Origin of the sequence: Knoellia locipacati (assembly GCF_007992835.1) — a bacterium.
In the GTDB taxonomy this organism is placed as follows: Bacteria; Actinomycetota; Actinomycetes; order Actinomycetales; family Dermatophilaceae; genus Knoellia; species Knoellia locipacati.
In genome coordinates this window covers 388,323-401,065 of sequence record NZ_BKBA01000008.1, presented here as the reverse complement: position 1 = coordinate 401,065, position 12,743 = coordinate 388,323, and the positions used below count along the sequence as shown (strand labels likewise).

The following is a 12,743-nucleotide window of genomic DNA, read 5'->3' as shown; positions in this document are numbered from 1 at the left end:
ACGCCCGGCGGCGGTCAGGACAGGGCAGCGCGCAGGGCGTCGCCGATGCCGCGCAGGGCGTCCATGACGTCGTCGCGGCGGGTGCCGGGAGGGTTCTCGGTCCAGTTGGCGAGGACGGCGTATGCCGTGGCTCGCCCGCCGCTGTCGAGCACCCCGACGTCGGCGCGGACGCCGAGGTTGGTGCCGGTCTTGTTGACGAGGACGGGACCGGCGGTCTCCTCCGCGTGCGAGAGCGGGTCCTGGTGCCACGCGGACGCGACCATCGACAGGTCCATGCCCGACGAGAGCCACCCGAGGACGAGCTCACCGACCGAGCCGGGCGTGGAGCGCTCGGCCCAGAGCCGCGCGAGCACGTCGACGTGGTCGGCGGCGCAGCCGAGGCTGAGGTGCGGAGGGTCGTCCGGGCCGCGCAGGCCGCGCACGACGTCGACGAGGTCGGAGCCGCGGGGCGCCCACTGGCGCGCGCGGGCGCGCACCGGATCGAGACTGAGCAGGTCGATGAGGACGTTGGTGGCCCAGTTGTCGCTCACCGTGCCGACGAGCCGGGCGACGTCGTCGAGCGGCAGGACGTCGCTCGACAGGTGCTGCCACAGACCGGAGTCGGCAACCGGGGTGACGGCCCGCCGGTCGAGCGGCTGGTCGGGTGCCAGCGTGCCGGCGCGGAGGCGCTCGGCGAGCTCAACGAGGACGAAGACCTTGCCCACGCTCGCCGTCGAGAGCAGCTGGTCGGGCGCGTGGGACGCGAGCACCTCGCCGCTGCCGAGGTCGACGACGTGGACCGACCAGTCGACGCCCGGCAGCAGCTCGAGGGTGAGGGACATGTCAGCGAGAGGGGCGTCGCGTCAGCGCGGGGCCATGCGCAGGGCGCCGTCCATGCGGATCGTCTCGCCGTTGAGGTAGTCGTTGTCGACGATCGCGAGCGCGAGCTTGGCGTACTCGGTGGGCAGGGCGAGGCGCTGCGGGAAGGGCACACCGGCGGCGAGGCCGGCGCGGAACTCGTCGGAGACGGTGGCGAGCATCGGCGTCTCGACGATCCCGGGGGCGATGGTGCAGACGCGGATGCCGTACTGCGCGAGGTCGCGGGCCGCCGGCAGGGTGAGGCCGACGATGCCGCCCTTGGACGAGCTGTAGGCCGCCTGGCCGACCTGGCCGTCGTAGGCCGCGATGCTCGCCGTGTTGACGATGACGCCGCGCTGGCCGTGCTCGTCGGCCTCGGTCTGCGCGATGGCCTCGGACGCGATGGCGAGGACGGTGAACGAGCCGACGAGGTTGATCTCGACGACCTTGCGGTAGAGCGCGAGGTCGTGGACGCCCTTCTTGCCGAGGATGCGGGCGCTCGGGCCGATGCCAGCGCAGTTGACGACGATGCGCAGCGGGGCGGCGGGGTCGGCGGAGGCCTGCGCGACGGCGGAGCGGACCTGCTCCTCGTCGGTGACGTCGGTCGCGACGTAGGTGACACCGTCGACCTGCGGGGCCTGCTCGATCGCCGAGGCGAGGTCGAAGGCGTGGACGTGGGCGCCCTGGGCGGCGAGGGCGGCGGCCGTCGCGGCACCGAGGCCGGAGGCGCCGCCGGTGACGATGGCGGAGGTCTGGGCGATCTGCATGGGCGTCATCGTGCCACTGGGTCGCGCAGGTCACCCAAACCCACGGTGCGGCCGCCCCCGTCCCGGGGGGCCCGGCATACGGAGGCCGTGCAGGTCAGGAGCGTGAGGCGAGGTGCTCGCGCAGGATGCGGATGACGAAGGCGTGGTCGTCGCGCTGCGGCAGCCCGGAGACGCCCATCCAGCCGACGACCCCGGCCGACGCGACGCGCAGCGGGACGGCGCCACCGTGCGCGGCGTACTCGGACTCGGGGAGCAGGAACTTGGCCTGCAGGGTGGTCCCGGCGTCACGGCAGACCTGACCCATGTAGAGCGAGGAGCGCTCGAACCGCCGCACGACCCGGCCCTTGCGGCGCAGCCACTCGTCGTTGTCGGCCGTCGACCCGGGCAGCGCGCAGTGGAAGAGCTGGTGGTCGCCGCGCCAGATGCCGACGACGATCGGCAGCGCGTCCGGCCACGCCGCGTCGACGGCGGCACGCCCGAGGTTGTAGGCGACCTGCTCGGTGAGCTCGGGGAGGACGACGTCGGCCTCCTGTCGCTCGAGCTCGTCGAGGGTCGGCCAGGCGTCGTGTGCGGTCACGACCCGAGCGTATCGACCTGCGTGTGGCCCGAAGTACCCGTCGCGGCCACCGAGGACGTAGCCTTGGAGTGCGTCCCGGCGTTCGGCGGGGGCGATTTCAGCGACAAGGGGCCGGGGTGTCACCCCCGCAACGCGTTCGCCTTCGAGCCGGTATGCCGTGCATCCGGCGCGGCGACCGCGGCGCCCCTGCACGGTGGTCCGGCGCCGCTCCGCGCGCCCAGGCCGTGCCTGACACAGGAGAAGGTTTCCGCTTGGCACAGCGACCTCAGCGACGTGGCGGTGCGACCCGCAACGGATCGCGCACGCCGTCACGTGACCGCCGTCATCCCCAGGAGCGCGACGGCGAGGGCATCATCCCCGTGCTGGCCAAGGCCGTGCGCCAGGTCGAGGCCGCAGCGCAACGGGGACGGATCCGCCCGAACCAGCGCACGGCATACCAGGTGGTTGCCCTGCTGGTTCGTGAGGAGCGCGCCCGGGTGAGGAGCGACGCGACGATCTCCGAGGGCGAGCGGACCGCGATGATGACCCGCCTCGACGGGATCGCGACGATCCTCGCCAAGACGGCCGCGCGCGACACGACGCTGCTCGCCCTGCTGGCCGACGGCGCCGCCGTCTCGCCCGCCGCCGCGAGCCTGCGCAACGACATGCTCAAGGCCGCGGGGCTCGAGCCCGACCCGGAGCCCGAGGCGGCACCGGAGCCCGAGGTCATGGGCTCGGCCGCGCCGGCGCCGCGCACCGTCATCCCGCAGACGGTCATCGCCCGTCAGCTGGCCAACCCGTTCCTCGCGCCGGACTTCTCGGCGGCGCAGGCGCCCCGCCCGAAGACGAACCGGCTCGGCAGCTGGGAGCTGCTGTCGCCGCTGTTCCGGTCGTTCGAGTACGGCGGGGAGTCCTCCTGCATGCCGCTGCCCGAGCCGGGTCGCGTCGTGCACGGCATCGAGGACCTCGAGCTCATGCACCACCAGGGCCAGGTCGTCGCCGCTGCGGCGGAGGGGCACCGGACGTTCCTGCTCGCCGACGAGCCAGGTCTGGGCAAGACGGCGCAGGCGCTGCTCGCGGCCGAGGCCGCCAGCGCCTATCCCCTGCTCGTCGTCGTGCCCAACGTCGTCAAGGCGAACTGGGCGCACGAGGCGGCACTGTGGACCCCCCGCCGCTCGGCGACGGTCATCCACGGTGACGGCGAGAGCATCGACGGCTTCGCCGACATCGTCATCGTCAACTACGAGATCCTCGACCGGCACGTCGGCTGGCTCGGCCGGCACGGCTTCCGCGGGATGGTCGTCGACGAGGCGCACTTCATCAAGAACAAGACCTCGCAGCGCTCGCAGCACGTGCTCGCGCTCTCCGAGAAGATCCGCGAGCGGACCCACAACGCGCTCTTCATGGCGCTCACCGGTACGCCGCTCATCAACGACATCGAGGACTTCCGGGCGATCTGGCAGTTCCTCGGGTGGATCGACGACAAGAAGCCGCGTCCCGCGCTCATGGCCAAGCTCGAGGACACGGGGCTGGCGCCGTCGGACCACGGCTTCTACACCGCCGCGCGCACCTCGGTCATCGACATGGGGATCGTGCGTCGCCGCAAGGTCGACGTCGCCTCCGACATCCCGGCGCGACGCGTGGCGGACCTGCCGGTCGAGCTCGACGACGCCGTGGGCCGATCGATCCGCGCGGCCGAGGCCGAGCTCGCGGCCCGCCTCATGGAGCGCTACCGCTACACCCTCGCGACCCGCAAGGAGTCCGGTGTCGTGGCCGAGAAGGAAGGCATCGACGAGGAGCTCGTGCGACGGGTCGCGGCCGCCGAGCTCAAGAACACCGGGACAGGCTCGGGCGAGAAGGGCGAGAACGTCTTCACGCTCATGCGCAAGATCGGCCAGGCCAAGGCCGGGCTCGCGGCCGACTACGCGGCCCAGCTCGCCCGCAGCGTCGGCAAGGTCGTCTTCTTCGCCAAGCACCTCGACGTCATGGACGTGGCCGAGGCGACGTTCGAGAAGCGGGGCATCGGCTACGCATCGATCCGTGGCGACCAGAGCCCGAAGGCACGCAAGGAGAACATCGAGGCGTTCCTCACCGACGACTCGGTCGAGGTCATCGTCTGCTCGCTCACCGCGGCCGGTGTCGGGATCAACCTCCAGGTGGCCTCGAACGTCGTGCTCGCCGAGCTGTCGTGGACGTCGGCGGAGCAGACCCAGGCGATCGACCGCGTGCACCGCATCGGCCAGACCGAGCCCGTCACCGCGTGGCGGATCATCGCGGCGCAGACGATCGACTCGCAGCTCGCGCAGCTCATCGACGACAAGGCCGGGCTCGCGGCCCGGGCGCTCGACGGGTCCGACGAGGAGGTCGGCTCCTCGGCCGACGTCCAGCTCGAGGCCCTCGTGGCGCTGCTCACCGAGGCGTTGCGGTCCGAGCCGTCGACCATCGCGGACGGGGACCTGCTCACCCTCGAGTGACGAGGGTCGGGCGGCGCAGGCCGCCCGGGCGGCCCCGGCGGCGCAGGCGGCCCCGAAGGGACCCGGCTAGTGCTGGGCCTTCTGGTCGTGGGTGAAGTGGATCCCCGTGTCGAGCGAGCCGTCGGGCTTCTGCGGGCGGTACTCGATGTCGACCTTGCCGAACTCGAGCACGACGACCTCGATCGTCGTGCCCGCCTCGGCGTCGACGTTCGTCGAGACGCTGGAGACGAGGGCGTCGGTGAGCGTGACGACGAGGTAGTCGTGCTGGCCGGAGCCGGCCTTGCGCACCGTGATGGTCGCGTCCCTGATGTGCTCGCCCCTCGCGCACGCCTTCATGAGCAGCGGCGACGCCCGGTCGACGGAGTGCGTGAAGGTGAGGCCGTGGACGGTCGGCCTTCCGGTCCGCCCGCCACCCCCGCCTGCGCCGCCCGGACGACCGGCGGTGGTGCTCTGGGAGAGCCCCCACAGCCACGACAGGACCTCGATCTCGTCCCGGTGCCGGGAGTCGTGCGACTCGCCCTTGATGTCCCCGATGCGGGCGAAGATCGACAGCGTCATGGCGTCCTCCCAGGAGCCGAGATGGCCCACGTGACCGATGTCCTCAAGGTCGCCCTGCCCGGGCTCCGTGTCAACCCCCGACAGGGAGCTTCGTCGGCGCGTTCGGCGCGCCCGGCGCGTGCTCAGGATCACGGGGCATTCGCCACCCGGTCCCGGAGCGGCCATACTGGGATCCCATGGCTACGTCATCAGCACCACAGCGCCCTCGTCACGCCAACAGCCCGTTCGCGGCTCGCGTCGAGCCAGAGGTCGAGCTCTTCGTCGTCGATGACCGGGTGCTCCACGACTCCTACGGCCTGGGTCGGGTCATCGGCGTCGACGCCCTCGGCGCCACCGTCGACTTCACCGACGCCACCCTGCGGATCCCCACGCCGTTCCGCAAGATGACCAAGCTCTGAGGCGGTTGACGCCCTCAGCGTGGTGAGAGGGCCCGCGCCACCCGCGGACCCTCCCACGCCTCCCTGACCGGTTGGTCAGGCGCCTCCGGCCGTCACCGATGGACGGGCTTGAGGTAGTGCACCATCGCGTAGTTCGCGACGTTGCGGCCGAGGAGCTGTCCGGCCACGTCGGCGCTGCGGTAGTGCAGACCCGCCCAGATCCGCGCCTCGATGAGCTCGCTCAACGGCTCGCTGAACGTGTCGAACGACCTCACGGCCGCACCGCCGGGGTTGGCGGCGACGCTCGTGATGTCGAACGGCCCGCCCACCGGGTCGTCGCCGAAGAAGGCCCGCATCACGGTGGTGTTCGCCGTGTCGAGGCAGTTGTGCCCCGACACCCACTCGGGATAGGGCGCCGTGATGAGCGCCGTCCACGTCGGGTCGGGCGCGGTCGCGTCGTTGCCGTCGTCCGCTGCGCGGGGAATCGCGTTCCACGGTCGCCAGAAGTCGAAGTGGTACTTGTCGTTCCAGCAGTTGATCGCCGCGTCCGCGCCGCTGAGGTTCTGCAGGGCGAGCAGCCTGGCGCTGTCCGCCGCACCCAGGTGGGTGCGCTGGATGAGCTGGCGCGAGACCTCGTTCCAGCTGAAGACCGACGGACTCTGCCACCACTTGGCGATGTAGGTCTGCATCTCGGTGCGCGTGGACCCGGTCGCCCGGCCGAGGAGCTTGACCTCGTTGAACTCGGTCGCCCACTGCGCGCTGTCGAGGGCCGGCGGTGGAGCCGAGCGGAACTGCGAGGTGCTCCGCAGCGTGAACGGCGTGACGTTCCCGGCCCACGGGGTGGGGTCGAGGGCCGGTGCGCCGTTGACGATCAGCGGCTGCCAGTGCCCGACGCGGGTGTCGGACACCCAGGCGGAGGCTCCGAACCGGCCGTCCCCCTCGCGTTCCTCGAGCATGGCCCTGGCGGCAGCGTGGCCGATCCTGATGCCCTGCCGCTTGGACGAACCGTGGTGGATCGCGTCGAGCGAGGCGTCACGCTCGGTCGACAGCGTGCCCAGCAGGGCCGCACGGGTCAGGAACGGGACGCGTTCCGGTGCGCTCGAGACGAGTGAGGACAGGACGTCGTATGCCGCGGTCGCGACTGCCGCGTCGACCGACGCCTTCGAGCCCGTCCGCTGGTGAAGGACGTAGGAGCGGTACTTCTTGGGGCCGATCGCGTTGACCGCGTCGAAGACGGCGCCCTGGACGATGCCCATGTTGATCGCGAAGGCGGGCGGGGCGCCGCCGTCGGGGCCGGGGATGGCGCCCAGGGTGGACGTGGCGACCTGGTTCCAGTGGACGACCTCGCTGGCGTCTGCCGGGGGTCGCGGATGCGCCGAGGCGCTGGACGTGCCGAGGACACCGATGAGTGTCCCGACCGCCGTGAGGACTGCGATGGTTCGACGTCGTGACATGGCTGTCGCCTCCTTGGATTCGCGCGCTGTGTCACTGCTGCGACGCATCGGGTGAATCCTCGGGAGGCCCTGCCACCCCGGCCACGAGACGCAGCCGCATCCAACCATCAAGGCACTGCGGCCTACACCCCGCAATGACCAAAGGTGGTGGCGCGGGCGGGTCCAGCCGGACCCGCCCCGACTCCCCTGCCTCAGACCAAAACCCTGACCTCCGTCGAATCGTTGGCGAGGGTCTCTGCGGGTGATGGTCGGGTAGGTCAGGCGGGTGACCTGCTGCGACAGCATCGGACGCCGGCGCTGGGCAAGAGGCCGAGGCCGGCGATGAAGCGGAAGGCGCCGAAGGTCTTCGCGTTGGGGGCGACGTAGCAGAGCGCGGTGAAGAGCGAGAACCACAGCGTGCACCAGAGGATGGTGCGGCGGCGGCCGAGCGCGTCGGCGAGGCGGCCGGCGGCCAGGGCCCCGACGAGCATCCCGAGGAAGGCGAGGCTCACGATCAGGCCGGCGCTGGTGGCGGTGAGGCCCCAGCCGGGCTCGGCGAGGATCGAAGGAAGGGTCGTCCCGTAGACGATGAGGTCGTAGCCGTCGAAGACCACGATGAGCCAGCAGAGCAGGATCACGAGCCAGGCCGGGCGGAACCGGGTGGGCTGTGCGGTGGGGGTGGGCGTCGTTGCCATGCGTTCGAGAGTGGCGGTCGTTCGGTGGAGCGGAACAGTGAATTCTGGTAGCAGAATCCCTTGTGCTTGACCTGTCGAGTGAACGCGCGTGAGCTCAAGACCAAACCCACGTATGCCGTGACATCCGTCGACCATGCGCTGCGCCTCGCGACGTGGTTGCAGCTCGAGGGTGGGCTGACGGTGGCGGAGGCTGCTTCACGGCTGGGGGTGGCTCGGTCGACGGCACACCGGCTGCTGGCGATGCTCGTCTATCGGGACTTCGCGGTGCAGAGCGCTGACCGTGGCTATCGGGCGGGGCCGGTGCTCGAGCTGGCGGGGAACTCGCCGTCGGAGACGTCGGCTTTGCGGGCGGCGGCCTTGGGGCCGATGCAGGACCTGGTGGCGCTGGTTGGCGAGACGGTGAACCTCACGATCCGGACTGGGGACACGGCGCGGTTCATCGCGTCGGTGGAGTCGCCCCAAGCGCTGCGGGTGGGTTCGCGCGAGGGGATGGTCTTCCCGGCTCACCGAGTGACGGGTGGGCAGATCCTGCTGGCGGAGCTGAGTGACGGCGAGGTAGAGGACTTGTACTCCGCGGACCGGTATGCCGGCCGCGAGGTCGAGCGCCCAGACGTGCCGCGACTGCTTCGGACACTGGCTCGCATCCGGTCACGAGGCCTGGCTGTCAACCGGGGGCTCTCCGAGAAGGGGGTCGTCGCCGTCGGCCGAGCAGTCCGCGACTCCGAGGGCGTCGCAGCGGCAGGCCTATCAATCTCGATGCCAGCAGTCCGCTACAACCCCGAACACCTTCCGGGCGTTGACGCAGCCCTGATATTCGCCACCGGAGCAGTTACCGCAGCACTAACAGCTGAGTAGTTCCACGGGTGACAGGTGCCACACAGCACCCGAACCTCGAGCGAGCTGCCCGCCCCAAGTTCCCATAGGAGACAAGAATCGAGGTGTGGCGAAACCACGCCCCTCCCTATGCGCTCCGAGCCGTACGCCGCCGTCCCGGCTCCGACGCCCGGACGAAGCGCAGGCTGGACTCTCAAGACTCAGGACTCCAGCCCTCATGGACGCCCGACTCGCTGAAGAAATGGACCGACAGATGAACTGGCTCACCGCCCGCCCGCGTAGGTCGGACATTGATCCCATCCCCACCGCTGAAGCGCCATACTGTCAACGGCTGATCGCTTCGCATGGCCACCAGCAATGCACAAAGCGCAAAGATCTTTGGTCCTAGTGGAACGACCGCAACGCGACTGTTCCTAGAAATCCCATAAGTCAAGGACTCAAGTCGAGCGTAGAGCTCGAGTGGCCGACGTATGTCGTATTCCGAACGGCGAACGAGGTTTGGCGCCAGAAAGAAAGTAGAGTTCGCGGCGTCCGATGCCTCATCAAAACCGGGATCGTGGCCCCGCGGTGAAAATGCGTAAACTTGGGCAGCATCGAGATACTCGGAAACCCCCAAAGCCAAATTTGGCTCGTAGCCCACGCCTATGACGGCCGAAACCGGCAGTAAGGGATCTGACGTTATTCCAGCGAATTCCGGCGAAATTGGTTTCGCGATCTGGATCGTCGCATCCTTACTGGCGGCCGGATCGAACTGAGCAGGAGAATACCAGAAATCAACAAATATCGAATGACCATCAGCCAGCCGATCTAGAGCTAGAAGCAACTCTGCAATAAGGTTTCGCGACATGCAGGAAATGTCAATGGCAAGTGACAAGTCACCGCCTCTCTGGGCGAAGGGCGATATTGCGAGTGTAAGCGCATCCGTGAGACTCGACTCCGAACCCCATGCTATCGGAAAACCGGCATCAGAATACCAAGCGTGGTTCTCATCGAAAGCAAGGACTCCCTTTGAATCAAAAGCCCAGGCGAGCTTGCTGTCTGCGATTCCCGCCAGCTTCGATGGAACCTGGATGCACCTGGGTTCGTACCCCAATGTGCCGAGGAGGAGATCGTACCGGTCGGATGGTGCAGCACTTTTGACCCGCAGCACGGCGTTCAGTCCCCCAAGATTTCGAAGATGCTCGGCTGATTGCTGTCTCCCTTGATCCTCTGGCGCTCCACGATCGCGCTGATGGACTGCTCGCGCTCGAGTCGAAGGGGCATGCCATATTGCGAGGCGAGCAAATAGTTCAAGCGGAACCTTTTTCCTCGCAGGGAGGTCAGAATGGCTACGCCGCCCGGCTCCGGCACGTACACCAAAGCCCCCGCGTTCAACAGGCTGCCGATTGCGGCGAGTATCTCGTCCGAAACGTGTGAATCGACAATAAACGAACCTATTGGGTCCGGCGTGAAATCGTCCGCTACGATTCGCTCACGGAAGAAGGTCCCAAGCATGTCAATTATGGGAAGTAGTCCACGGCGCCGAATACCAGGCACGACCGGGGCCGGGATGGTCGTCAGAAGAGCGCGAAAGCGGTTTGCCGCCCTTGTAATCTCGGCGGTCTGTCGCGGTCCGCCAATTTTCCCCTGACCGGCTTCATCGAGCAGTTCGTTCATCACCCCAATGATGTATCGCGGGTTCCCCTCGAGCACGGTAGCCAAGGATGTCAAACCTCGATATATATCGGGATTCTTCCTTGTCTTATATCGCCGACTCCCGGCAGCAAAGCTGTCATCTGGAATGCGAAAAGCAGAGCGGACGATTACGATGGGAGTTACCTTACGGACAAATTGCGCACGGCTGTCCCCTTCAAGCGCCAAAAATTCCTCGATACTTTGAGAATGCCTGTGAACGTACCGCTTGAAGGTCTGATCGTCACGATAGAGCGCTCGGAAGTAGCGATTGCGGCGCGCCTCCGTGGAACCATTCGTTGGCACAGCGACGGTAGACTCCACCGGGAAGTCAGACGGCCCGAGGACGAATGCGAGATCATCGGGCTTGTGACGCCTACGGGCGAGGATAGCCGCCATCAACTCAAGTGAAAACCCAATACCCTCTTCCTTCCGACCATAACTCAGCGATACTTCGTCGTGATCATGCCCGGGCATCGCCGACAGAGCCGACGTGAATTGGTCGAGGTCGGCCCCGAACGGACTGATCGAGAGCTTGAACAGGAAGCGCTCATCAACACTCCGAAGTGAGCGAAGCAATTCAGCCCGTATCTCAGCCGGCGCGAGCTCTAGTTCATCGAACAAGAGCGCCCAGCGTTCTCCGATGGACTCAGGGGACACCGACTCAAGGCTGTCCAGTCCTGCGGAGAGTTCGGCCATCAACGGCCGATCGAGTGCTGGATGATCGGCGAACCGCTTCCCACGATCTTCCACTGAAAGATGGCGTTCCTTGGTCGCAAACTGACCGATCTCGACCAATTGCTGGCTCAAGGCGGCCCGCACTCCCAGCAAACTAGGAATCCTAAGAGTAAGACCCCACGAGTCCGCCCAGGATCGCGCAAGACTGGCCTCCGTCGAGGGTTCGAAGGCCAACTTGGGAACAAGCAGAAGTCGCGGCTGGGTCTGGATGGTCACTCGTTGATGAACTGCGCTGACGAAGGCCCTGAGGACGGCCGTGGTAAAACTCGCGTAGACAAGAGACGAAGCCTGACTGTCAGAGAAACCAAGTTCTCGATACGCATCGAGCTGCGCGCTCCAGCTGATGTCCGTTGGAACGAAAATGCCAGTGAATCCAACGCCTGGTTGCCCCTGCAGGGACTCGCTTTCGTCAGAATCGCGAAGAGCTTCGGGAGTCAACATCTTCAACAGGGTTGTCTTACCGCTCCCACGGGGACCCACAATCACTGTGTGGGCGCGGCGAGTTAGCGTGGCGAACTGAAAGGGTGGGATGAAGTCTTTCGCAAGGACACGCGCTGGCACCGCGCGCGCATTAAATGACGAAAACGCGTCTTGAGTAAGGACTCCTTCTGAGTTGGTCATACTCATGCCCTGCCTATTTGGTGTCGACGCCCGTTGTGCTCAAGCACAATAAGACCGTAGTGCGTGTCTAGTCTTGATATACACACCGCCATGTCATTTGGCGTGGAATGAAGTAAGTCAGGCACGAGTTCGACCATCTTGCTCCAAGGGGCGAATTGATCACCTAACGAGCCGAAGGCTACGTGGATGTCATCTGCGAGGGTCGATCCGGCTTTTGTTGAGCCAAATCCGCCGTCGTGAGGAAGACCTGAGCGAGCTTGAGCCGGACTGAAGCCCTCGTCCGAGACCCAGTCCCACGCCTTGAATCGGCCCCTCATGCGCCCAGCCTGTGGCGGGGTATCGAGCTCAAGGATGTAGAACTGATTTCTTGCCTTGTCGGCCAGCTCGTCGTACAGAACGGCCGACAAGCTTCCTGCGGAGAAGACCACCGGCGAGCTGTTGCTACCTGGGGCGTACGTGACGCTGGGCCAGTGCCGATGTCCGTGAATGACCAACCAGTTGCCATACTTGGCGGATTCCAAGAGCTGCAATAGCGCCGACCCCGCTTCCATTGCGCTGTAGTCCCCGAGATCCACGGATCCAATTTTGTAAACGTGATGATGGCAAACGAGGACGTTCAGCTTGTCTTGCGATGTGCTCTTGAGTAGCTCCTCAAGGTAGGCGAGGGTCCTTTTGGAGATGCGACCGTGCTTCCACTCCTCCGCGTAACCGTGGTATGCCGCGCTGTTCAGCACGGCCCAGCGAACTGCTTCGGTCTCAATCACAACAGCGTTGCGGGCCCAATACTCATTGTTCTTCGCACCGCTATCGAAAGGGTACTCCTCAAGACCCTGCAAGGTCGCCTTTGCGTCGTAGTCGTTGTACATATACCGCGAGTCAAGGTCGTGGTTGCCCGAAGTGACCACAATTGTGGCGTCACCCAGTTGCTTCGCCAGCGCCCGAACTCGCTCCCACGAATATCGGATAGCATCTGGGTGAGCCTTATCTCCCATGTCGCCGGCGCAGACCAAGAAGTCCGCGGTTAGCGACTCTTGATCTATAAGCGCCTTCAACGCGGAGAAGGGGTTCTGGCCAGGTAAGTCCGAAGGGTTTGACACCTCCACGAACGAGGGACGGAGCTCTCCCGGCTCAAGCTGCGCCGCCGTGTACGCGTGGATATCACTGATGACGGCGATCTTCACA

The 12,743-nt window shown here is 66.6% G+C and carries 12 protein-coding genes; 3 read left to right on the top strand and 9 right to left on the bottom strand.

The window, feature by feature from the left end; translation table 11 throughout:
• Positions 1-14 precede the first annotated feature (14 nt).
• The 3 genes from KLO01_RS10085 to KLO01_RS10075 form a co-directional block, all read right to left on the bottom strand.
• The gene (locus KLO01_RS10085) at positions 15-821 is read right to left on the bottom strand and encodes a serine hydrolase (RefSeq protein WP_147064663.1); all 807 of its coding nucleotides are present in this window, start codon (positions 819-821) and stop codon (positions 15-17) included.
• 21 nt (positions 822-842) lie between these two features.
• Entirely contained in the window at positions 843-1,604 is a 762-nt protein-coding gene (locus tag KLO01_RS10080) for an SDR family NAD(P)-dependent oxidoreductase (protein WP_147064661.1), read from the bottom strand.
• A gap of 94 nt (positions 1,605-1,698) precedes the next feature.
• Positions 1,699-2,181: a heme-degrading domain-containing protein gene (locus KLO01_RS10075; RefSeq protein WP_147064660.1), complete on the bottom strand. Its 483-nt coding sequence runs from the start codon at positions 2,179-2,181 to the stop codon at positions 1,699-1,701.
• Between the two features lie 251 nt (positions 2,182-2,432).
• Here KLO01_RS10075 and KLO01_RS10070 point away from each other — a divergent pair, with 251 nt between their 5' ends.
• Positions 2,433-4,634, top strand: coding sequence for a DEAD/DEAH box helicase (locus tag KLO01_RS10070; RefSeq protein WP_371860269.1), 2,202 nt, complete (start codon positions 2,433-2,435; stop codon positions 4,632-4,634).
• 66 nt (positions 4,635-4,700) lie between these two features.
• Here the strand turns inward: KLO01_RS10070 and KLO01_RS10065 are convergent, their stop codons facing one another.
• Complete coding sequence (locus KLO01_RS10065; protein WP_186828000.1) at positions 4,701-5,192, bottom strand: Hcp family type VI secretion system effector; 492 nt, start codon at positions 5,190-5,192, stop codon at positions 4,701-4,703.
• A gap of 176 nt (positions 5,193-5,368) precedes the next feature.
• Here KLO01_RS10065 and KLO01_RS10060 point away from each other — a divergent pair, with 176 nt between their 5' ends.
• On the top strand, positions 5,369-5,590 hold the full coding sequence (locus KLO01_RS10060; protein ID WP_147064654.1) for a hypothetical protein: 222 nt from the start codon (positions 5,369-5,371) through the stop codon (positions 5,588-5,590).
• 92 nt (positions 5,591-5,682) lie between these two features.
• On the opposite strand, the gene KLO01_RS10055 is transcribed toward KLO01_RS10060, so the two are convergent.
• Both KLO01_RS10055 and KLO01_RS10050 read right to left on the bottom strand, forming a co-directional pair.
• On the bottom strand, positions 5,683-7,023 hold the full coding sequence (locus KLO01_RS10055) for a vanadium-dependent haloperoxidase (RefSeq protein ID WP_147064653.1): 1,341 nt from the start codon (positions 7,021-7,023) through the stop codon (positions 5,683-5,685).
• A 257-nt stretch (positions 7,024-7,280) separates the two neighbouring features.
• Positions 7,281-7,697: an MFS transporter gene (locus KLO01_RS10050; RefSeq protein ID WP_147064651.1), complete on the bottom strand. Its 417-nt coding sequence runs from the start codon at positions 7,695-7,697 to the stop codon at positions 7,281-7,283.
• Positions 7,698-7,814: 117 nt separating this feature from the next.
• Here KLO01_RS10050 and KLO01_RS10045 point away from each other — a divergent pair, with 117 nt between their 5' ends.
• Positions 7,815-8,552, top strand: a complete 738-nt coding sequence (locus tag KLO01_RS10045) for an IclR family transcriptional regulator (RefSeq protein WP_246136144.1) — start codon at positions 7,815-7,817, stop codon at positions 8,550-8,552.
• A 172-nt stretch (positions 8,553-8,724) separates the two neighbouring features.
• Here the strand turns inward: KLO01_RS10045 and KLO01_RS10040 are convergent, their stop codons facing one another.
• The 3 genes from KLO01_RS10040 to KLO01_RS10030 are packed head-to-tail and all read right to left on the bottom strand — an operon-like array spanning position 8,725 to position 12,742.
• Entirely contained in the window at positions 8,725-9,681 is a 957-nt protein-coding gene (locus tag KLO01_RS10040) for a hypothetical protein (RefSeq protein WP_147064647.1), read from the bottom strand.
• A gap of 5 nt (positions 9,682-9,686) precedes the next feature.
• The gene (locus tag KLO01_RS10035) at positions 9,687-11,567 is read right to left on the bottom strand and encodes an ORC-CDC6 family AAA ATPase (RefSeq protein WP_147064645.1); all 1,881 of its coding nucleotides are present in this window, start codon (positions 11,565-11,567) and stop codon (positions 9,687-9,689) included.
• Positions 11,564-12,742, bottom strand: coding sequence for a metallophosphoesterase family protein (locus KLO01_RS10030; protein WP_186827999.1), 1,179 nt, complete (start codon positions 12,740-12,742; stop codon positions 11,564-11,566). The genes KLO01_RS10035 and KLO01_RS10030 overlap by 4 nt, the downstream gene beginning before the upstream one ends.
• Between the last annotated feature and the right edge of the window lies 1 nt (position 12,743).